The organism is Actinosynnema sp. NPDC059335 (genome assembly GCF_042752395.1).
GTDB lineage: Bacteria > Actinomycetota > Actinomycetes > Mycobacteriales > Pseudonocardiaceae > Actinosynnema.
Window position 1 is genome coordinate 61,854 of the sequence record NZ_JBHYXZ010000006.1, and the last position, 21,209, is coordinate 83,062.

Sequence of the window (21,209 nt, forward strand, 5' to 3'; positions counted from 1 at the left end):
CTGCTGGTGCCCGATGTCAAGCTCGAGATCCAGATGCTGCACGACCGCGTGATGGTGCGGATCTCGCCGGAGGAAGGCGAACGCCGCAGCAGCGGTGGCATCCTGATCCCGGCGACCGCCCAGATGGCGAAGCGCCTGGCCTGGGGAGAGGTGCTGGGGGTCGGCACCCACGTGCGGCACGTCAAGGTCGGCGACCGGGTCCTGTTCAACCCGGAGGACCAGTTCGAGGTCGAGGTGCAGGGCCACACCTACCTCGTCATGCGGGAACGGGACGTGCACGCCACCGCGACCGAGCGGACGGAGCACGGGACCGGTCTCTACCTGTGACGACGAGACTGGTGAACGACCCGAACGTGATCGACGCGTGACGACCGTCGGGTAAGCAGTCCCAGGACCTTGCGAGAGGCAAGAGGGGGAGCGGTGCCGGAGAACCAACGACCGGAGTACGACGCTGAGCGGACCAAGGCCATGGAGCCCGTCCGCCCGTCGGGCACCGCTTCGGAACGCACGACGCAGATCGCCGCGAACTCGGTGCAGGACGCCGCGTGGCCGCAGGAGGAGCCGGACGCGGAGCCGGACGCCTCGGCCACGGTGCGCAACGTGACGCCCCCATCGGGTGGTTCCGACAACGCGGCGTCCCCCTCGGGCGTCTCTAGCCACGTGACGCAGCAACACCCGACGCGCGACGCGCGGCAGAACCCGCCGGGCCGGGACGGGGACGCCACTCAGGCGATCACGCCGCCCGGCGAGCCGACGCGCGCCTTCCCGCCCCCGCTCGCGGCCGAGCGGACGCAGATGATCAACACCCCGCCCGGCGGCTTCGACCGGCCCCCGTCGCCCTCCGAGGCGACCACGGTCTTCTCCACCCCGGTGTCGGCGCCGGAACCGGAGCCGCGCGAGGCCACCATCTACGGCCCCGTGATGGTCGACGGCGACCCGGAGGCGGACGAGGCCCAGGCGCGCCGCAAGCGGTTGCGCAAGGGCGGCCTGATCGCCGCCGCCGTGCTCGGCGTGCTGGTCGTCCTCTACGGCCTGGACCTGGTCGTCTCCGGCGGCAACGTGCCGCGCGGCGTGACCGTGGCGGGCGTGGACGTCGGCGGCCTGAGCCACCCCGAGGCCGAGCAGAAGCTGCGCGACGAGCTGGGCCCGCGCCTGGCCTCGCCGGTGAAGGCCCGCGCGGGCGACGTCGAGACCGAGGTCGACCCCGCGGCCGCCGGCCTGGAGCTGGACTGGGCCGCCACCCTGGACCGGGCCGGCAGCCAGCCGCTGTCCCCGATCACCCGCGTGACCTCCTTCTTCACCAGCCGCGAGGTCGGCTTCGCCACCCGCAGCGACGCGGCCAAGCTCACCGCCGCGCTGGAGGGCATGCGCGCCCGGACCGACCACGAGCCCGCCGAGGGCACGATCCGCTTCGAGGGCGCGACGCCGGTCGCGGTCGAGCCGAAGCAGGGCCAGAAGCTCGACCTGGCCGGCGCGTCGGAGAAGCTGCTCGCCGACTGGGCCGACGGCGGCACGGTCGAGCTGCCCGTGGCCACCACGCCGGTCAAGACGACCAAGGAGGGCGTGCAGAAGGCGCTGGAGGAGGTCGCCAAGCCGGCCACCGCCGCGCCGCTGATCATCCAGGGCGAGGGCAAGGACGCGACGCTCACGCCTGAGCAGCTGGCCACCGTGCTCGTGTTCGAGCCCGCCGACGACGGCGGCCTGACCGCGAAGGTCGACAACGCCAAGGTCGTCGAGCACGCCGGCCCGCAGCTCAAGGAGACCGAGAAGGAGGGCAAGGACGCCCAGATCGTGTTCGAGGGCGGCCGGCCGGTGGTGAAGGAGTCGGTCGACGGCCTCGGCATCGACTGGGACAAGTCCCTGGCCACGGCGCTCGACGTGCTCAAGCGCTCGGACCAGCGCTCGATCAAGGCCGAGTACAAGCACACGCCCGCGAAGGTGACCACCGAGCAGGCGAACAAGATGGGCATCAAGGAGGTCATCGGCGAGTTCCAGACCGGTGGCTTCGTGGCCGCGTCCGGCACCAACATCCGCGTCGTCGCCGAGAAGGTCAACGGCGCGATCGTGAAGCCGGGCGAGACGTTCAGCCTCAACGCCTACACCGGTCCGCGCGGCACCGCGCAGGGCTACGTCGAGGCGGGCATCATCGAGAACGGCGTGCCCGGCAAGGCGGTCGGCGGCGGCATCTCGCAGTTCGCCACCACGCTCTACAACGCCGCCTACCACGCGGGCATGAAGGACGCCGGGCACAAGGAGCACAGCTACTGGATCTCGCGGTACCCGAAGGGGCGCGAGGCCACGGTGTTCATGGACTCGGCGGGCAACAGCCTGATCGACATCAAGTTCACCAACCCGGACGACACCGGCGTGGCGATCCAGACGATCTGGACCCCGTCCACGATCAAGATCGTGCTGTGGGGCACCAAGAACTACGACGTGACCGGGTCGACCAGCGCCGAGTTCAACCACACGCAGCCGCAGGAGCGCCGGATCGACAAGCCGGGCTGCCAGGAGAGCCCCGGCGCGCCGGGCTTCTCGGTCACCGACACCCGCACGATCACCGACCGGCGCACCGGCCAGACGCGCCAGGAGACCCGGACGGTCCGGTACGACCCCCAGTTCAAGATCATCTGTGAGCCGCCGCCGCCGGGCAGCTGACCCCGCGAGCGCGGTTCGTGGCGGCCACGACCGGGTATCACCCGATCGTGGCTACCACGGGGCAAGAGGTGCGCAGACATCCGGCCGTGCAGGTGCTCGGGCGGGCCGGGATGGTGTGTTACGGGCTCGTCCACGTGCTCTTGGCGGCGTTGACGGCCCAGGTGGTCCTCGGTGACACCGGGGAGCGGACGGACCAGAAGGGCGCGGTCGCGACCCTGGCCCAGACGTCGATCGGGCCGGTCCTGCTGTGGGTGCTCGCGATCGGCCTGTTCGCGTTCGCGGTGTGGCAGCTCAGCATGGCCGTGTCCGGGTACGGGTGGGTGACGAAGAAGCGCAAGCGCGTCTACCGCAGGTGCGGCTCGGTCGGCCGCGCCGTCACCGGCACGGCCATCGGCATCGCGGCGATCGGCTACGCCACCGGGTCGTCGCAGAGCAGCTCGACCGAGCAGTCCCAGACGTGGACCGCGCGCCTGCTCGCGCTGCCGTTCGGGCAGGTGCTCGTGGGCGCGGTGGCGTTGTTCGTGCTGGGCCTCGGCGTGGCGGTGGCGCGCAAGGGCGTGAAGAAGTCGTTCGAGGACGACCTGGACATGTCGGAGCTGCCCCCGGCCACCCGCATGTGGGTCGAGCGGCTGGGTCGGATCGGGTGGATCGGCAAGGGCGCGGCGTACTTCCTGATCGGGGTGCTGCTCGCGTTCGCCGCGGTCAACGCCGACCCGAGCGAGTCGGGCGGGTTGGACAAGGCGTTGCACACGCTGGCCGCCCAGCCGTACGGGCTGGTCGCGCTGGCCGTGATCGCGGTCGGTTTCCTGGGCTTCGGCGCGTACTGCTTCGCCGCGGCGAAGGCGCACAAGGGCTGACGCGCCGGAGTTCACCCGAAAAGGGTGGGTGGCTCGGCCGTTGGCCGGGCGCGGTCGGCGGCACGATCGGTGACGTGGACCACGGTGGCAGGGGTGTCGAGCGGGCGGCGCACGCCGGCGGGCGGGTCGGGCCCGACCCGGCGTCGCTGGTCCGCCGTGCCGCCGACGCGGAGGCGACCGGCCTGGGCGGCGACCCGTGGCGGGCGCGTGACCTGTTCGCCGGGATGCTGCTCGACCACGACCGGGTGTTCGGGCCGGGTCACCCGGTGACGTTGGGCGTCCTCGGGCGGCTGGGCCACTGGGCCGGGCGCGTGGAGGACTTCGCCACGTCCCGGGCGGCGTACGAGGACCTGTACCGGCGGCGGTGCGCGGTGCAGGGCGAGGAGCACGAGGCGACGCTGGACGCGTTGGCCCGGCTGGCGGAGGCGACCGGTCACGCCGGCGACCCGCTGGCCGCGTGCGACCTGCACGTGCGGTTGCTGGCGCGGCTGCGGCGGCAGCGGGGGCCTACGCACCGGGAGACGTTGGAGGCGATGAGCCGGTTGGCGCAGTGGCTGGCGTGCACCGGTCGGGCGGCGCGGGCGCGGGACCTGTTCGCCGAGCTGGCGCTGTCGCTGGTCGGCACGCCCGGCGAGGCGTCCGACTTCGCGCGCGAGTCGCTCGCGTACTGGCAGCGGCGGGTGGGGCAGGAGCGGCGGCTCTTCCACCTCGACGTGCGGGAGCGACGCCCGGTCACCTCGTGACCGCCCACCGAACGCAAAAGCAGGGGTCCCCGCCCAGGGGACCCCTGCTTTTATTCTGCCTCAAGGGTCTGACAATTCCCGGTGGTCGACCGGGGTCAGAACGCGGCTTCGTCCACGTCCATCAGGGAGTTGTCGGTCGCCTCGGTGATCTTGCGGCGGGCGGTCAGCTCCGGCAGCACGGACTTCGCGAAGAACGACGCCACCGCGACCTTGCCCTCGTAGAACGCCTTGTCCTTGGCCGACACCTGGCCGGCCAGCTTGGCCAGCGCCACCTCGGCCTGGCGCAGCAGCAGCCAGCCGACGAGCACGTCGCCCGCGGTCATGAGGAGGCGGACGGTGTTCTGGCCCACCTTGTAGAGGTTGCGGACGTCCTCCTGCGAGCCGGTCAGGAAGCCGACCATCGCGCCGAGCATGCCCTGGAGGTCTTCGAGCGCCTGCTTGAGCAGCGCCCGCTCCTCCTTGAGCCGCCCGTTGCCGCCCTCGTTGTCCAGGAACTTCTGGATCTCGCCGTTGAGGAAGCCGAGCGCCTGGCCCTTGTCGCGGATGATCTTGCGGAAGAAGAAGTCCAGCGACTGGATGGCCGTGGTGCCCTCGTACAGGGAGTCGATCTTCGAGTCGCGGATGTACTGCTCGATCGGGTAGTCCTGCAGGAAGCCGGAGCCGCCCAGGGTCTGCAGCGACTGGGCGAGCTGCTCGTACGCCCGCTCCGAGCCGACGCCCTTGACGATCGGCAGCAGCAGGTCGTTGACCTTCTCCGCCAGCTCCTTGTCGGGCCCGCCCAGCGCGATGCGGTCCTGCTGCGTCGCGGTGTAGAGGTAGACCGCGCGCAGGCCCTCCGCGTACGCCTTCTGCAGCATCAGGCTGCGGCGCACGTCCGGGTGGTGGGTGATGGTGACGCGCGGCGCGGTCTTGTCCGTCATCCGGGTCAGGTCGGCGCTCTGCACCCGCTCCTTGGCGTAGGCCAGGGCGTTGAGGTAGCCGGTGGACAGGGTGCCGATGGCCTTCGTGCCGACCATCATCCGGGCGTACTCGATGACCTGGAACATCTGCGCGATGCCGTCGTGCACCTCGCCGAGCAGCCAGCCCTTGGCCGGGACGCCGTGCTGGCCGAACGTCAGCTCGCACGTGGTGGAGACCTTGAGGCCCATCTTGTGCTCGACGTTGGTCACGAAGGCGCCGTTGCGCTCGCCCGTCGACTCGCCGGTCTCCGGGTCGAAGTGCCACTTCGGCACGAGGAACAGCGACAGGCCCTTGGTGCCGGGCTTCGGCTCGATGCCGGGGCCCTCGGGGCGGGCCAGCACCAGGTGCATGATGTTCTCGGTCATGTCCTGGTCGGCCGACGTGATGAACCGCTTCACGCCCTCGATGTGCCAGGTGCCGTCGTCCTGCAGCGTGGCCTTCGTGCGGCCCGCGCCGACGTCGGAACCGGCGTCCGGCTCGGTCAGCACCATGGTGGCGCCCCAGCCGCGCTCGATCATCAGCTCGGCCCAGCGCTTCTGCTGCTCGGTGCCGTTGCGGTAGACGACCGAGGCGAAGTTCGGGCCCGCCAGGTACATGTAGATCGCCGGGTTCGCGCCCAGGATCAGCTCGGAAGCCGCCCACTGGACCGACGGCGGGATGCCGAAGCCGCCCAGCTCGTTCGGCAGCGACAGCCGGTACCACTCACCGTCCCAGATGGCCCGGTAGGACTTCTTGAACGATTCGGGCAGCGTGGCCGAGTGGGTCTTCGGGTCGAAGACCGGCGGGTTGCGGTCGGCGTCGGCGAAGGACTCCGCCAGCGGCCCGACCGCCAGGTTGTTCAGCTCGGCAAGCACGCCGCGCGCCGTGTCCTCGTCGGACTGCTCGAACGGCCCCGTGCCGAGGTGGTCCTGCACGTTGAAGACCTCGAACAGGTTGAACTCGAGGTCCCGGACGTTGCTCTTGTAGTGACCCATCTCGTCGCTCACTCCATGCTGGTCGGGGCGGTCCCCCCTACTGACCGGTAACAACAGGGTATTACCTGTCAGTAACCCGGGCAAGGCCGACCATCGGGGTTGTGGCGAACCAGACCTGCTTCGCCTGGTCTCCCCTATAGTCGGCCGGTGCCGTCCGGGCCCGACGTCAACCGAGTGGAGAACGCCGTCATCGGCGGTCATGCCATCCAGGTCGGTCACGTCCACGGCGACTTCGTGGTGGCGAAGGCCGACGGCGTCGTGAGTCGCCACATCGAGGTCCCCGTTCTGGAGGCGGACCCGGTGTTGTTGGGCGTGCACCGGCCGATCAGCGTGGGTTCGGACCCCTCGATGCCCCGTTACGTGCCGCGCGATGTCGACCTCCGACTGCGCGCGCTGATCGCCGGCGCGGCCGAGCGCGGTGGGTTCATCCTGCTGGTCGGCGGCTCGTCGGTGGGCAAGACGCGGTCGTTGTTCGAGGCGGTCAGGGAAGTCGTGCCCGACCGGTCGCTGGTCCAGCCGGCGACCGCGCAGGGGCTGGACGCGTTCGACCGGGTCGTCCTCTGGTTGGACGAGCTCCAGTCCCACCTCGACGGCGAGCACGGCCTGAGCGCACCGGTGGTGCGTGGCCTGCTGGCCAGGAAGACGATCATCGTGGCGACGCTGTGGCCCGACTACTACGCCGCCTACACCGAGCACGACAGGTCCGTCGGGGACCGGTACGCGGTTGAGCGGGATCTGCTCAAACTGGCCGAAGTCGTGCACGTGGGCGCGGCGTTCACCGACGCCGAACGCACGCGTGCGGAAACCACCGCCGCACAGGACGAGCGGCTGCGCATCGCCCTGGCGTCGCGGGACTTCGGCTTGACACAGGTGCTGGCCGCCGCCCCACAACTCGTACACCGGTGGGAGAGCGCGGACCCGTACGCACGGGCCGTCATGACCGCCGCCCTCGACGCCACGAGGCTGGGAGCACGCTCCGCCCTCACCGCCGACTTCCTCGAAGCTGCGGCATCCGGGTACTGCACACCGGCGGAGCGCGCCTCCGCGCCGGCGGACTGGTTCCGGCGGGCGCTCGACTACGCGACCAAGCGCCAGCTCGGCGCGACCGCGCCGCTGGTGGCCGTAGGCGAGGCGATGGGTGTCGTCGACGGCTACCGGGTCGCCGACTACCTCCTGCAGCACGCCGATCGGACACGCCGCGCGACCGCGCCCCCGCGGACGTTCTGGGACGCCTGCGCGTCGCATGTCACCGACGACGGCGACGCGGCCCGGCTCGGCCGCGTGGCCTTGGAGCGGCGTCTCCACGGGTTCGCCCGCACCCTGCTCGACCGAGCCGCGCGGACCGGCCTGCCCTCGGCGATGCACGACCTGGTGGAACTGCACCGCACGACCGGCGACCGGGTCGAGGCCGACGACATGGCCGAGCGGCTCGCCGCCTCGGACCAACCGGATGCCGCGATGTACCGGATGCTCGTGGACGCGTGGGACTTCGACGAGGTGGCCCGCTTGGCCGAGGAGGGCAACGAGCACGCCGTCGGCCACCTCATCGAGTACGGCGATCCCGAGTACGCCATTGTGCTGCTGCTCCAGACCTTCGACCACGAACAGTCGTGGTGTTGGCGCAAGCTGGCCGAACTGTACGAAGAGGTCGGGGAAACGGCCAAGGCCATCACCGCGTACGAGGTCCTCTTGGCGCGCGGCGAGGACGAGGACATCGACGCTCTCGCCGAACTGCTCAAGCAGGAGAGCCGGCTCGACCGACTCCGTGAGCTGACCGACGACGGCTACTTCTGCGCCGCGACCGCCCTCGCCGAGGCATTGGAGGAGAGCGGCGACGTCGGAGGCGCTTTGGGCGTGCTCCACGATTTCGCCGGACTCGGCAACCCCGAGGTCGACTGGGCGCTGGCGAACCTGCTCGCCCGTCGCGGCGACCTGGACGAACTGGTGGCACTGGCCGGGGACGGCGTGGGCAGTGCGGCGGACGAAGCAGCGAAATTGCTGGTCAGCCGCGGTAAGCGGAGTGAGGCGGTCGCGTTGGCGAAGCGGCTCGGCGCAGCGCGCCACCCGGTCGACGTGGCGGCCCTGTCGGGTGACCCGGCGGACGTGGACGAGGTGCGGGCCCTGGCCGACCGGGGCGACGAACGGGCCGCGTGGTTCATGGCCGAGCGGGCGCTGGAGCGGGGCGACCTCGACACGGCGATCCGGTACGCCGAGGTTTCGGCGACTTACGGGATTTCACACGGAATTGCGACTGCGCTGGTCGAGGACGGTCAGGTCGACCGTGCGCTGGACTACCTCCGGTCCGGGGTGGAGGCCGGGGGCAGCGTCTTGTCCTCGATGCTCAACGGCCTGCTCCGTGAGCACGGCCGTGACCGCGAGTTGCGCGCACGGATCAGCGCAGGCGACAAGTGGGCCTGGCTTCCCCTGCACGAACTGCTGGTGGAGCAGGGGCGGGACGAGGAAGCCCGGCGCTTCCGGAAGTTCGGCCTCACCCCGGACGGCGAGATCGCGTCCCGGTGAGCTGCGAAGAGGTTTCGGGGTGCCGGGTCACACCGGGCGGGCGCCCCCGCCGGACAGCAGGCCCGCCTGGTAGGCCAGCGACACGGCGTGCGTCCGGTCCCGGGCGCGGAGTTTGCGCAGGATGTTCTTCACGTGCGTGCGCACGGTCTCCACGGACACGTACAGCTCGTTCGCGACCGCCTGGTTCTCCATGCCGTCGGCGATGAGCTGGAGCACCTCGTACTCCCGGCGGGACAGCGACCGGCGCGAGCCGGCCTCGGCGGCCGGGGTGAAGCCCGCGGCCAGCGGCGCGAGCGTCGGGTCGAGGTAGGTCCCGTCCGCGTGGGTGCGGGTGATGGCGTGCAGCACCTCGCCGATCTGGCCGTCCCGGGGCACGAGCCCGCGCACGCCCGCCGCCAACGCGGCCCGCACGAACTTGGCGGTCCGGTGCGGCTCGCGCACCAGGGACACCACGGCGAGCGTCGAGGAGGCGGCGCCGGTCAGCAACGTGGCCAGGTGGCCCTGCGGGTCGAGGACGGAGTCCACCAGCAGCACGTCCGGCCGCAGGCGCTCGTGCAGCCGCACGGCCGTGTGCAGGTGACCGGTGGCGCCGAGCCAGTGCATGGTCGGCGTGCGCCGGACCACGGCGGCCACGCCCTCGCGGAACAGCGGCACGGGGTCCACCAGCGCGACGCCGGGCCCGGGGGCCGGTGCGGGGGCGCGCCGATCCCCGCCTGGCACGAGCGGGCGCGCGTTGAGACCGGTTCTCATGGTGGTGCGACACGCGCGACGACCAGCCATGACGCGGTTTCCTCGCATTACTTTCCGTGCTTTCGCGGCGTCTCCGCTGGTCACGTACATGAACAAGGGTCACGAGTGTGACTCAATGATCGGTGGCGGTCTTCCGCTCGCCCGCAACGGGCTCGTAAGACGTACGTCACACACCCATGTGGGACGCCGCGCACCGCCGCCGCCCGAAGTACGCGCTGCCACCCCTGGGCCGAGCACTGTGGAGGCCGCATGGAAACCCTCGACTGGGTCGTAGTCGGTGGGTACTTCTTCGTGATGGTGGCGATCGGCTACTGGTCACGGGGGCGGATCAGGAACATCGCCGACTTCTTCACCGCCGGCGGCAAGATGCCCTGGTGGCTGTCGGGCATCTCGCACCACATGTCCGGTTACAGCGCCGTCATGTTCGTGGCCTTCGCCGCCGAGGCGTACCGGCTCGGCCTGACCGTCTACATCTGGTGGGCGCTGACGATCGGCGTCGGTGTCGGCATCGGCGCGTTCCTGTGGGCGGGCACGTGGAACCGGCTGCGCTCCAAGCACGGCGTCAAGTCGCCGCTGGAGTACCTGGCCCGCCGCTACAACGTGCCGACCCAGCAGATCATGGCGTGGGCGGGCGCGGCGCTGAAGGTCGTGGACATCGCGGCCAAGTGGGTCGCGGTGGCGCTGCTGCTCCAGGGGTTCGCGGGCGTGCCGGTGTGGCTCGGCATCGCGCTCGTCGGCGTCGTCACGATGGTGTACTCGGTGCTGGGCGGCCTGTGGGCCGACGCGCTGACCGACTTCGGCCAGTTCGTCATCCAGGGCCTGGCGGGCATCGCCATGTTCGTCGCGGTCGCCGCGCACTTCGGCGGCATCGACTTCATGTGGACCATCTGGGACCAGCTGCCCGAGTCGCACTCCGACCCGCTGTCCGGCCAGTACACGCTGATCTTCTTCATGGCGCTGTTCCTGATCAAGACGCTCGAGTACAACGGCGGCATGTGGAACCTGGCGCAGCGCTACATGGCCGCGCCGTCCGGCGCCGCGGCCAAGCGGTCGGCGCTGCTGTCCAGCGTGCTGTGGCTGCTGTGGCCGCTGGTGCTGTTCTTCCCGATGTGGGCCGCGCCGCTGATCGTGCCGGGCATGGAGGCCAACGCCGAGCAGGCGTACGTCGAGATGGGCAAGGCGATGCTGCCCGCTGGCATGGTCGGCCTGGTGCTGGCGGGCTTCTTCTCGCACACCATGGCGATGGTGTCCTCCGACGCCAACGTGATCTCCGCGGTCATCACCCGGGACATGCTGCCCCGGCTGTGGAAGGGCGTGCGGCGGCTCGGCGAGGCTCAGCAGCTCCGGTTGGCGCGGATCACCACGTTCCTGTTCATCGGCCTGAGCATGACGATCGCGCTGACCGCGGACACCAAGGGCTTCGTGCTCAAGGTGGTGATCGCCCTGGTGGCGGCCACGATGGGCCCGATCGCGATCCCGCTGATGCTGGGCATGCTGCCGTGGTTCCGCAGGGTCGGCCCCACCGCGGCGACGACCTCGGCGATCGGCGGCCTCGTCACGTGGGCCGTGCTGTACGTGCTCCAGCAGAACAAGGTCGAGTTCGTCACCCAGGCGGTGATCGTGTCCTGGCCGCTGCTGGTGTCGCTGGTGCTGTACCTGCTGGTGGGCCTGGTCCTCAAGCCCGAGCCGTCGCCGGAGCGGGACGCGCTGGTCGAGTCGCTGCGGTCCGACCCGGACGAGGAGAAGGTGGCGGCCCGGGCCTGAGTGGGCCGCGTCGCCCTGTGTGCTGGGTCATCTCCGCTGTGCGGGCGCCGTCGTGCGCCCGCACAGTGGTGCCATGGAGGGCTGGCGACCGCGGGACGGGGACGAATCCGCCGCCGGGTGGCGGCTGTGGCTGGCGCTGAGCGGCCGGCTGTGGCCGTCGGCCGAGTGGGACGGCACGCCCGCGGCGGCGGTGGCCGGTCTGCGGTCGGTGCTGGCGGAGTGCGCCGGGATCCGCGGCACGTACCCGGGCGACCAGTCGGCGGCGGTGCTGCGGCTGGTCGACTCGGTGGTGTTCGTGCTGAGCCTGCCGGTGGACCTGTGGCGCGAGGACGGGCTGCCGCTCGACGCCGACCGGGCGGCGTTGCTGCACAGCGACCTCGCCGGCGTGGTCGAGCACGTGGCCGAGGTGCGCGCGGTCCTGGCGCGCGGCGGCGGTTGGGCGGAGCTGGAGGCCAGGTAGACCCGCGTGGGCGACGCCCATGACGCTGTTCTGGGGCGGCCCTACCACCTGACTGTTGGGTGTGTCGTCACACCTCGTCACGGCCGCGCGCCGGACCAGGTAGTGTGCGTGCTAATGATTAGTGCACAAACTGTCGAGGACCCGCTGGCCCTGGAACGGCAGGTCTGCTTCGCGTTGTCCATCGCGTCCAGGAACGTGGTCGCGCTCTACCGGCCGCTGTTGGAACCCATGGGGCTCACCCACCCCCAGTACCTGGTGATGCTGGCGCTGTGGGGGCGCGCGCCGCTGTCGGTGAAGGAGCTGAGCAGGTTGCTGGCCCTGGAGCCCGCCACCCTGTCGCCGCTGCTCAAGCGGCTGGAGGGGATCGGGTACGTGACGCGGTCGCGGGCCGCGGCGGACGAGCGGCAGCTCGCCGTGACGCTGACCGAGGCGGGCGCCGCGCTGCGCGAGCAGGCGCTGGCCATCCCGCCCGCGGTGGTGGAGAAGCTCGGCATGTCGTTGGCCGAGCTGCAGGACCTGCACGCCGTGCTGACCAGGGTGATCGCCGCGACGGAGCGGTCATGAGCGGCCCGTCGCTGCCGCTGCGCGCGTGGTACCTGCTCGGGGGCAGGCTGCCGATGCGCCACCGGGAGTGGGTGTTCCGGCAGGCCACCAAGCCGACGTGGTTGTTCTGGTTCGGCGTGCGGATGTTCCTCCAGGTGCTGCCGCTGACGGTGGTCATCGCGCTCGCACTGGTCCTGGGCCTCGGCTCACCGTGGCCGCTGGCGGTCGCGTGCGGGTCGCTCGGGCTGATCGTGGGCGTGTACTTCGGGGTGTCGTACGCGATCGAGAGCACGGACAACCGGATGACGAAGTACGGCTACCCGGCGGGCGCGGCGGCCGAGGTGCGCAAGGAGCGGTCGCGGCGGGACCAGGAGCGCTACGAGCAGGTGTGGCGTTCGGCGGAAAACCGGTCCTGAGCCGACGCGGCCGTGCCCTAGCGTGCCGTGACGTGGAGTGGCAGGCGGCGGTGGCCGCGGCGTTCGGGCTGGGTGACGTGGTGGAGCCGTGGACGCCCGCCGCGGGCGGTCGTGCGCACCTGGTGTGGCGGCTGCGCACGACCAGGGGCACGTGGGCGGTCAAGCGGCTCAACCGGTCGCGCGAGGACTGGTGGATGCGCGACTACCTGGTGGCCGCGGAGATCCAGCTCCGGGCGCACGCCCGCGGCTTCCCGATGCCGCGCCCGGTGCACCCGCTGGACCCGGTCGCGCCGCTGCTCGCCGACGTGCGCGTCGGCGACCAGGTCCACAGCCACCTCGTGCACGAGTGGCACGAGGGCGTTCCCCCGACCGAGGACGTGTCCGAGTGGGTCGGCGGGATCCTGGCGGCCCTGCACGGCCTTCCCGCCGGCGGGAGGCCCGAGGGGAGGCCGCACCCCGTCGAGGAGTGGCGGGAGTGGCTGGACGAGGCGCCCGGCGACTTCACCGACGCCGTCCGCGCCTACCTGCCGGACATCGCCCGGGCGAGGGAACTCGCCGCCGACACGGGAGGTCTCACGGCCGTCGGCACGCACCGGGACGTGAAGCCGGACAACGTCCTCCGGACCGCCACCGGCCCGTTGCTGCTGGACTGGGACGGCGCGGGCCCGGACTACGCGGAGTGGGAACTCACCCGCGCGGCCCTGCACTTCAGCCGGTTGGGCGAGGACCGGGCGGCGTTCGACCGGGTGATCGAGTCCTATGAGCGCGCGGGCGGCCACCGACCACCGGCGTCGCCGACGTCGTTCGCCGGCCTGCTGCGCACCTACCTGGGCGGCGCGGCGTGGATGGTGTGGCGGGCCCTGGGCCACCGCCCGGTCACCCCACCCGAACGCTCCGCCGCGCACGCGCACGCGCTCGAACTGCTGGCCGACCTGCGCACGTCCCTGGCCCGCCTGGACGACTGGACCGACCGCCTGCGCTGACCACACGACGAAGGCCCAGGTCGAGGTGACCCGGGCCTTCGTCTGTCTGAGCGGGTGACGGGAATCGAACCCGCCTCTACAGCTTGGGAACCCGATCTTGCAGCCCAGGTGGATGTGTTGACCTGCGGCGGAGGCCGGTCCTGTATGACCGGCGTTGACCACTGTTGTCCAGGGGGCTTACAGCACGTGAACAGCACGGTGTACTACGTCGCCGATGCCACTGCTGGGTCTGGTCGGTATGGACCAGCGGGCTGCAACTGAGACTGTCCATGCAACAGATAGCCCGAATGGCGGTTATCTCCGCCCTGGGAGGTGTGATCTAATAAACGATCATTTTTTTCAAGAGATTTTTTTGATGGTCGACTGAGGTTCGGCCGTGGTCAGTACGCTTGCCACCAACGCCGTAAGTACGGTTGAGGCTAGCCAGACCGTTTCCCAGGGGTTTACGGAACCATCCGTACCCGCAAGGACTTGAGACGCGCCAGTGCCCGCGAGCAAGATGCCCACAAGTGACCGCCTCAGTCGGATGTGCACAGCACAAGTGTGCCACGCAAAACTCGTCTTCTCCCAAAGTAGGGCTTCGTGTCATCCCGCCGACCTGGCTCGTCCCAACCACGCGTGTCAAGGGGGCACCTGCCGCCTGCACGGGAGGGTTGGGCTGGGTCTGCCCCTGACGCGTGTCCAGGTCCGCAATGGCCTCCTCCCGCTTGATCCGGGAGTCCACGCCCGAGGTCGCTCCGGTGCCTTTGGTGGCGTACTTGGCGATGTAGCCGGCCACCTGCCGATCCCGCACCACCCCGTCGACGTCGGCCGTCTCGGCCTTGAGCGGCCTGGTCGAGCGTGAGCGCGGCGGCGGCAAGGATGACGATGAAGGAGACGCCGCTGGCGTCCTGGTCCCGGTCGGGTAACCGCACGTGGACAGCACGGTGACGTACTAGCCCGATCATGACGAAGGCCCAGGTCAACCGGCTTACCGGCGCTGACCTGGGCCTTCGTCTGTCTGAGCGGGTGACGGGAATCGAACCCGCCTCTACAGCTTGGGAAGCTGTCGTTCTACCAATGAACTACACCCGCCTGTCGCGCGGCTCCGATCATACACACAGCCGGCCGGCGCGTGGCCAGAGGTCGGCGTGCCGGGGTGGTCGCCTACGCTGTGCCCGTGCTGCTGAGTGACCGCGATCTGCGCAAAGAGGTCGACGCCGGCCGGTTGGTGCTGGAGCCGTTCGACGACGTCATGGTGCAGCCGTCCAGCATCGACGTCCGCCTCGACCGCTTCTTCCGGGTGTTCAACAACACCCGGTACACGCACATCGACCCCTCGGTGCAGCAGGACGACCTCACCTCGGTGGTCGAACCGGCCGACGACGAGCCGTTCGTGCTGCACCCCGGCGAGTTCGTGCTCGGCTCGACGTTCGAGCTGGTCACCCTGCCCGACGACCTGGCGGGGCGGCTGGAGGGCAAGTCGTCGCTCGGTCGCCTCGGCCTGCTCACGCACTCGACGGCGGGGTTCATCGACCCCGGCTTCTCCGGCCACATCACGCTGGAGCTGTCGAACGTCGCGAACCTGCCGATCACCCTCTGGCCCGGCATGAAGATCGGCCAGCTCTGCCTGTTCCGGCTCAGCAGCGCGGCCGAGTTCCCGTACGGGTCGGCCCAGGCGGGGTCGCGCTACCAGGGCCAACGCGGTCCGACGCCGTCCCGCGCGTACCTCAACTTCCACCGCACCGACACGAAGCGCTAGAGCTTCAGGTCCCCGTACCGGGCCAGCACCCGCGACCGCAGCTCCGGGTCGGTCCGCGGCACGGGCTCCAGGAACACCTCGTCCACCTCGGGGTGCGCGGCGCGCAGTTCGGCGTCGATCCGCACGCACGTCCGCTCCAGGTCGGCCGCGCCGAGCGCGTCGTCGAAGTCGAGCCGCGCGCACACCAGCACCCGGTCCGTGCCGACCGCCATCGTCAGCAGGTCCACCACCTGCTCGACCTCCGGCGCGTCGCGCAGGGCCTGCCACACCGCGCGCACCAGCAGCGGGTCGGCCTGCCGGCCGATCAGCAGCCCTCGGTTGGTCGACGCCAACGTGTACGCGGCGAACGCGAGCAGCACGCCGATCGCCAACGACGCCACGCCGTCCCACACCGACGACCCGGTCACGTGGTGCAGCCCGAGCCCGCCGAACGCGAGCAGCAGCCCGACCAGCGCGGCCGAGTCCTCCAGGAACACCGTCTTCACCGTCGGGTCGTCCGACACCCGCAGGAACGCGAGCACCGACCGCCCCTCGGCCCGCGACTCGCGCCGCACCTGCCGCACGGCCTGCGTCCACGACACGGACTCCAGCAGGAACGCGATGGCCAGCACGACGTACCCGACGACGGGGTTGCCCTGCTCCACCGGTTCGCCGAGGACGGTCCGGAACCCCTCGTAGAACGCGAACACCGCGCCCGACACGAAGATCGACACGGCGGCGAGCAGCGACCAGAAGTACCGGTCCTTGCCGTACCCGAACGGGTGCCTGCGGTCCGCGGGCCTGGTCGACCGGCGCAACGCCGTCAGCAGCAAACCTTCGGTGAACGTGTCGGCGACCGAGTGCGCCGCCTCCGCCATCATCGCCGCCGACCCGGTGATCACCCCGGCGATCGCCTTCATCACCGCGATGGCGAAGTTCACCGCCAGGGCGAGCAGGACGGTGAGCGTGCTCTCGCCACCCTTCGACTGCTCTGGTGCCATGCCCCGACGTTAGGCCCGTCCGGCAAGGTCCGCGCGATGTGACCGGCCTCACGAAACGATCATGATCATGCCTGCGACGACGAAGTGTCACGTTTCATTTCGTGGGGGGAACTCGGGTGGCGAATCCGATCGGCCGCGTCGCGGCCATGGTCGCGGCGGTGGCGACAGCCGCGTTGGCGGCCCCGTTCGCGGGCGCGCAGGAGGGCACCGTGACGGTGCAGGGCCTGGTGTGGTTCGACCGCGACGCCGACGGCGTGGTCGACGCGGGGGAGCCGCCGAAGGTCCGCGGCACGGCCGTGCGCGTCTTCAACGCCACGACCAAGGAGTTCATCGGCGAGTACGACACCGACGACAACGGCCGCTACCGCGCCGAGGTGCCGGACGTCCCGCTGGCCCTCTACAGCGGCAGCACCGCGCGCTTCGAGTCGACCACCAAGTCGACGTTCAACCCGGTCAGCGGCGGGGGCACGTTCGACTTCGGCATCCGCGGCGGCACGATCGGCGGCTTCAGCTTCGTCGACGACGACCGCGACGGCGTGAAGCAGGCGGCCGAGGCGGACGTCCCGGGCGAGGGGTCGCGCACCCTGTTCTTCCACAGCGGCGGCCTGAACGGGCCCGGCGTGGTGATCTTCGGCGAGACCCGCGGCCCGAACGGCGAGTTCCTCTACCAGGACCTGGCGTTCGGCGACTACGTGCTGAGGGCGGCGGACCGCGAGCCCGACCTCATCCTCGCCCCGCCGCTGCCCGGCGGGCACGACCTGCCGCAGGACACCCGCGAGAAGGCGCTGAACGTGTTCTCGTCGGAGCCGCTGCGGGTGGACGCCCGGTATGTGCGCCCGAACGCCGACTTCGTCGTCGGCACGCCCGTGGTGGAGCCCGCCAAGGACGCCTACGCGCTCGGCGACGAGGTCACGCTCACCGTGTCGGTCGCCAACCGGGGCGAGGCCGCGGACAGCCCGTCCTTCGTGATGTTCGGCTCGACCCCGACGTTCGTCTCGGCGAGCGACAACGTCGTGGTGCGCCACCCCGGCCAGGACTTCGCCCTGCACGAGCCGATGGCGGTGGGCGAGACGGTCGAGCTGAGCCTGACCTACCGGCTGGACAACCCGGAGTTCGAGGAGTTCCACCTGTTCGCCCGGCCGGTGTCGCTGTTCAACCGGCGTGACGTCAACTCGCGGGACAACCACGCGATCGTGCCGTTGAAGTACCTGCCCGCGGAGACGACGACCACCACGCCGACCTCGACCACCACGTCCACCACCGGGTCGACGTCCACGGAGCCGACGTCCACCGACACGTCCACCACCACGACCGCCGCCGCGGGACCGGTCGGTGGCGGCAGCGGGCTGGCGCAGACCGGTGCGTCGCCGGGGTCGTTCCTGGCGGCCGGCGGCCTGTTGGTGCTCGTGGGCGCGCTCGCGTTCCTGGTCGCGCGCAAGCGCCGCGTCCGGGCCTGACGGTCGGCTCGCCGCCGGGCGGGGCGGTCGTGCCGCTGCTCGGCGGTGGCGCGTTGACCTGCTCGGCGGCACGCGGGCGTCGTCGCGCCTGACCCGTTCGGCCGACCGCCACCGCTAGCCTGCGGCAATGGGCATTCTGGTGCACGTTCTGCTGACGGCGGTGGCGGTCTGGGTCGCCACGCTCATCCCGGGCATCGACCTGGAGGAGGGCGCGTCGACGCCCGCGAAGATCGGCACGCTGATCGGCGTCGCGCTGCTCTTCGGCCTGGTCAACGCGGTGGTCAAGCCGCTGGTGAAGTTCTTCGGCTGCCTGTTCTACCTGGTCACGCTCGGCCTGATCGGCCTGGTGGTGAACGCGCTGCTGTTCTGGCTCACCGGCTGGCTGGCGTCCGAGCTGGGCCTGCCCTTCGACGTCACGGGCTTCTGGCCGGCGTTCTGGGGCGCGATCATCGTCGCCCTCACGAGCTGGCTGCTGAACATCGCCTACGACCGCATCACCGACCGCGACTGACACGACGAACGCCCCCGGTCCGCGCCATCGACCGGGGCGTTCGTCGTTCACGAGCGGCTAGTTGGACGACGCCTTGTCCTCGTCCGGCAGCGGGGTGCCGGTGGGCGACTCGTCCGTCGGCACGTCCTGGCGCTCGCGTTCCAGGCCCCGGCGCACGGACGTCAGCAGCATCTGCGCCACGTCCACGACCTCGACGTGCGAGCCCGCCGTGCCCTCGTTCTGCCTGGCCGTCACGCCGTCGGTCAACATCACCCGGCAGAACGGGCAGCCCGTCGCGATCTTGGACGGCGCGGTGCCCAGCGCCTCGTCCACCCGGTCCAGGTTGATCCGCTTGCCGATCCGCTCCTCCATCCACATGCGCGCGCCGCCGGCGCCGCAGCACATGGAGCGCTCCTCGTGGCGCGGCATCTCGCGCAGCGTCGCGCCCGACGCGCCGACCAGCTCGCGCGGCGCCTCGTAGACCTTGTTGTGCCGGCCCAGGTAGCACGGGTCGTGGTAGGTGACGTCCTCCGCGACCTCGGCCACCGGCACCAGCCGCCGCTCGCGCACCAGCCGGTTGAGCAGCTGCGTGTGGTGCACGACCTCGAACTGGCCGCCGACCTGCGGGTACTCGTTGGCCAGGGTGTTGAAGCAGTGCGCGCACGTCACGACGATCTTGCGCTGACCGGGCTCGCGGCCGTCGAACACGGTGTTGAGCACCTCGACGTTCTGCTGCGCGAGCATCTGGAACAGGAACTCGTTGCCCGCGCGCCGCGCCGGGTCGCCGGTGCAGCTCTCCTCCGGGCCGAGCACGGTGTACTTGACGCCCGCGGTGTGCAGCAGCTCGGCCACCGCCCGCGTGGTCTTCTTCGCCCGGTCCTCGAACGCGCCCGCGCAGCCGACCCAGAACAGGTACTCGGCGTCGCCCAGCTCGCCGTCGAACACCGGCACCTCGAAGTCCAGGCCCTCGGTCCAGCTCAGGCGGTCCTTGGCGTTCTGGCCCCAGGGGTTGCCCTTGTTCTCCAGGTTCTTGAACATGCCGCCCAGCTCGGACGGGAAGTTCGACTCGATCAGCACCTGGTAGCGGCGCATGTCGACGATGTGGTCGACGTGCTCGATGTCCACCGGGCACTGCTCGACGCACGCGCCGCAGGTGGTGCAGGACCACAGCACCTCGGGGTCGATCACGCCCAGCTCGTCCGCGCCGCCGACCAGCGGGCGCTCGGACTCGGCCAGCGCCAGCACGTCGATGGACTCCAGCCGCTTCTTGTAGTCCTCGTACTTGTCCTCGGTCAGGCCGACCTCGTCGCCCGCCATGTCGCGCGAGCCGCCCGCCAGCAGGTACGGGGCCTTGGCGAACGCGTGGTCGCGGAGCTGGGTGATGACGAGCTTCGGCGACAGCGGCTTGCCGGTGTTCCACGCCGGGCACTGGGACTGGCAGCGGCCGCACTCGGTGCAGGTGCTGAAGTCCAGCCACCCCTTCCAGGTGAAGTCCTCGACCTTGCCGACGCCGAACACGTCCTTGTCCGGGTCGGCCTCCTCCAGGTCGAGGACCTTGCCGCCGCTCATCATCGGCTTCAACGCGCCGAGCGCGACGCCGCCGTCGTCCTCGCGCTTGAAGTAGATGTTGAAGAACGCGCTGAACCGGTGCCAGGCGACGCCCATGGTGAGGTTCTTCGACACCACGATCAGCCACACCATGCCGGACAGCAGCTTGGTGATCGCCATGATCGAGACCCAGTCGGGGCTCGCGGGCAGGATGTCGGACAGCGGCGCGGTGACGAACGACGACCACAGCGGCGGGTCCTCCAGGCCGGACGCCTGCTTGAACGCCTTCACGCCGAGGATGCCGAGGCCCTCGATGATCACGACCGCCTCGACGAAGTACGCGGCCTTGAAGTCGGAGCCCGCGAACCGCGACACGCGGTCGGCGCGCCGCGGGTGGTTGAGCTGGCGGATGACGGCCAGGGCCACGCCGCCGGCCACGGTGCCGATGCCGAGCAGCTCGACCAGCAGCGACCACAGCGACCAGGTGCCGATCACCGGCCAGTGGAAGCCGGGGTCGAACACCTCGCCGTAGGCCTCGAACAGCACCGCGGAGCCGATGAGGAAGCCCCACATCACCATCCAGTGCCAGGGCGCGACCTTGCGGAACTTGGCCATGCGGGTGTGCGCGACGAACTCCACGACCAGCGTGCGCAGGCGGGGCCAGAACGGTCCCGTGCGCGTCGGGTCCGGCTGGCCGAGCCGGATGATCCTGATCATCCGCAGGACACCCGCGACGAACAGACCCCAGGCGAACACGCTGACGGCGACGCCGATGGCGCCGAGGGTGAGCTGGAGGGCTCCCATTGTGGTGGCGGCCTTTCTCGTCCGTTCTCCTGGCTGGGCAGCCTACGCCCGATTACTGGCCGGTAACCACTTGGACGTGGTCGATCGCATAGGGCCCGTAGACTAGTGGAACACCCGTTCAACTTGTCGGAGGTCGGACCGTGCTCGTGTACCTCGCGCTGGCCGTGGCGATCGTGGGCGAGGTCACCGCGACCGTGTTCCTCAAGCTCTCCGAGGGGTTCAGCAGGCCGATCCCGTCCGCGGTGGTCGTCGTGGGGTACGTGGTCGCGTTCGGCGCGCTGGCGAAGGTGCTCCAGCTCGGCATGCCGATCGGCGTGGCCTACGCGATCTGGTGCGCCTTCGGGATCGCGGCGGTCGCGGGCATCGGGGTGGTCCTGTTCAAGGAGCCGCTGAACGCCACGATGGTGGTCGGGCTGCTGCTCGTGATCGCGGGCGTGGTGGCCATCGAGGTCGGCAGCGGTGCCGCCGCCTGACGGCCGCCGGGCCGCCCGCCCCCCGCACCCGCGCGCTGTCCGAGGAGTTCCTGCTCGCGGGGTCTCTCTCACACAACTCTCCCTGCCG

General features: G+C 70.7%; 18 protein-coding genes and 1 tRNA gene. 14 read left to right on the plus strand and 5 right to left on the minus strand.

Features of this window, described 5'->3' with window-relative positions:
• Window positions 1–6 precede the first annotated feature (6 nt).
• The 4 genes from ACFXGA_RS03305 (at window position 7) to ACFXGA_RS03320 (ending at window position 4,258) form a co-directional block, all read left to right on the plus strand.
• Window positions 7–327 carry a GroES family chaperonin gene (locus ACFXGA_RS03305; RefSeq protein ID WP_378083922.1) on the plus strand — a complete coding sequence of 107 codons (321 nt, stop codon included), beginning with the start codon at window positions 7–9 and terminating at the stop codon, window positions 325–327.
• A 93-nt stretch (window positions 328–420) separates the two neighbouring features.
• The gene (locus ACFXGA_RS03310; protein ID WP_378083924.1) at window positions 421–2,658 is read left to right on the plus strand and encodes a VanW family protein; all 2,238 of its coding nucleotides are present in this window, start codon (window positions 421–423) and stop codon (window positions 2,656–2,658) included.
• 47 nt (window positions 2,659–2,705) lie between these two features.
• Complete coding sequence (locus ACFXGA_RS03315; RefSeq protein ID WP_378083926.1) at window positions 2,706–3,515, plus strand: DUF1206 domain-containing protein; 810 nt, start codon at window positions 2,706–2,708, stop codon at window positions 3,513–3,515.
• A gap of 74 nt (window positions 3,516–3,589) precedes the next feature.
• Window positions 3,590–4,258: a tetratricopeptide repeat protein gene (locus ACFXGA_RS03320; RefSeq protein WP_378083928.1), complete on the plus strand. Its 669-nt coding sequence runs from the start codon at window positions 3,590–3,592 to the stop codon at window positions 4,256–4,258.
• A gap of 95 nt (window positions 4,259–4,353) precedes the next feature.
• Here the strand turns inward: ACFXGA_RS03320 and ACFXGA_RS03325 are convergent, their stop codons facing one another.
• Window positions 4,354–6,192, minus strand: a complete 1,839-nt coding sequence (locus tag ACFXGA_RS03325) for an acyl-CoA dehydrogenase (RefSeq protein ID WP_378084014.1) — start codon at window positions 6,190–6,192, stop codon at window positions 4,354–4,356.
• A gap of 147 nt (window positions 6,193–6,339) precedes the next feature.
• On the opposite strand from ACFXGA_RS03325, the gene ACFXGA_RS03330 reads away from it, so the two are divergent.
• The gene (locus ACFXGA_RS03330) at window positions 6,340–8,712 is read left to right on the plus strand and encodes a hypothetical protein (RefSeq protein WP_378083930.1); all 2,373 of its coding nucleotides are present in this window, start codon (window positions 6,340–6,342) and stop codon (window positions 8,710–8,712) included.
• Window positions 8,713–8,739: 27 nt separating this feature from the next.
• Here ACFXGA_RS03330 and ACFXGA_RS03335 read toward each other — a convergent pair whose 3' ends face one another.
• Window positions 8,740–9,366 (minus strand): LuxR C-terminal-related transcriptional regulator, encoded by a 627-nt coding sequence (locus ACFXGA_RS03335; protein ID WP_378084016.1) that lies wholly within the window; start codon window positions 9,364–9,366, stop codon window positions 8,740–8,742.
• Window positions 9,367–9,711: 345 nt separating this feature from the next.
• Between ACFXGA_RS03335 and ACFXGA_RS03340 the strand changes: the two genes are divergently transcribed.
• The 5 genes from ACFXGA_RS03340 to ACFXGA_RS03360 all read left to right on the plus strand — a co-directional run bounded on the left by ACFXGA_RS03340 (window position 9,712) and on the right by ACFXGA_RS03360 (window position 13,628).
• Complete coding sequence (locus tag ACFXGA_RS03340; protein ID WP_378083934.1) at window positions 9,712–11,226, plus strand: sodium:solute symporter family protein; 1,515 nt, start codon at window positions 9,712–9,714, stop codon at window positions 11,224–11,226.
• Between the two features lie 73 nt (window positions 11,227–11,299).
• Window positions 11,300–11,686 (plus strand): hypothetical protein, encoded by a 387-nt coding sequence (locus ACFXGA_RS03345; protein WP_378083935.1) that lies wholly within the window; start codon window positions 11,300–11,302, stop codon window positions 11,684–11,686.
• A gap of 114 nt (window positions 11,687–11,800) precedes the next feature.
• Window positions 11,801–12,250, plus strand: a complete 450-nt coding sequence (locus ACFXGA_RS03350; protein WP_378083938.1) for a MarR family winged helix-turn-helix transcriptional regulator — start codon at window positions 11,801–11,803, stop codon at window positions 12,248–12,250.
• Complete coding sequence (locus tag ACFXGA_RS03355) at window positions 12,247–12,645, plus strand: DUF5313 family protein (protein WP_378083939.1); 399 nt, start codon at window positions 12,247–12,249, stop codon at window positions 12,643–12,645. Before ACFXGA_RS03350 ends, ACFXGA_RS03355 begins: the two co-directional genes overlap by 4 nt.
• A 32-nt stretch (window positions 12,646–12,677) precedes the next feature.
• Entirely contained in the window at window positions 12,678–13,628 is a 951-nt protein-coding gene (locus ACFXGA_RS03360; protein ID WP_378083942.1) for a phosphotransferase family protein, read from the plus strand.
• Window positions 13,629–14,631: 1,003 nt separating this feature from the next.
• Here ACFXGA_RS03360 and ACFXGA_RS03365 read toward each other — a convergent pair.
• Window positions 14,632–14,702, minus strand: a tRNA-Gly gene (locus tag ACFXGA_RS03365).
• An 85-nt stretch (window positions 14,703–14,787) separates the two neighbouring features.
• Between ACFXGA_RS03365 and dcd the strand changes: the two genes are divergently transcribed.
• Window positions 14,788–15,369, plus strand: coding sequence for a dCTP deaminase (gene dcd, locus ACFXGA_RS03370; RefSeq protein WP_378083944.1), 582 nt, complete (start codon window positions 14,788–14,790; stop codon window positions 15,367–15,369).
• On the opposite strand, the gene ACFXGA_RS03375 is transcribed toward dcd, so the two are convergent.
• The gene (locus ACFXGA_RS03375; protein WP_378083945.1) at window positions 15,366–16,349 is read right to left on the minus strand and encodes a cation diffusion facilitator family transporter; all 984 of its coding nucleotides are present in this window, start codon (window positions 16,347–16,349) and stop codon (window positions 15,366–15,368) included. The two genes, dcd and ACFXGA_RS03375, sit on opposite strands and share 4 nt — an antisense overlap.
• Window positions 16,350–16,465: 116 nt before the next feature.
• Between ACFXGA_RS03375 and ACFXGA_RS03380 the strand changes: the two genes are divergently transcribed.
• Both ACFXGA_RS03380 and ACFXGA_RS03385 read left to right on the plus strand, forming a co-directional pair.
• A complete protein-coding gene (locus ACFXGA_RS03380) occupies window positions 16,466–17,806 on the plus strand; it encodes an LPXTG cell wall anchor domain-containing protein (protein ID WP_378083947.1) in 1,341 nt (446 codons plus the stop codon).
• Window positions 17,807–17,933: 127 nt separating this feature from the next.
• Complete coding sequence (locus tag ACFXGA_RS03385) at window positions 17,934–18,317, plus strand: phage holin family protein (RefSeq protein WP_378083949.1); 384 nt, start codon at window positions 17,934–17,936, stop codon at window positions 18,315–18,317.
• 57 nt (window positions 18,318–18,374) lie between these two features.
• Here the strand turns inward: ACFXGA_RS03385 and ACFXGA_RS03390 are convergent, their stop codons facing one another.
• Entirely contained in the window at window positions 18,375–20,648 is a 2,274-nt protein-coding gene (locus tag ACFXGA_RS03390) for a (Fe-S)-binding protein (RefSeq protein ID WP_378083951.1), read from the minus strand.
• A 140-nt stretch (window positions 20,649–20,788) separates the two neighbouring features.
• On the opposite strand from ACFXGA_RS03390, the gene ACFXGA_RS03395 reads away from it, so the two are divergent.
• Window positions 20,789–21,121, plus strand: coding sequence for a DMT family transporter (locus ACFXGA_RS03395; RefSeq protein WP_378083953.1), 333 nt, complete (start codon window positions 20,789–20,791; stop codon window positions 21,119–21,121).
• Window positions 21,122–21,209: the final 88 nt, after the last annotated feature.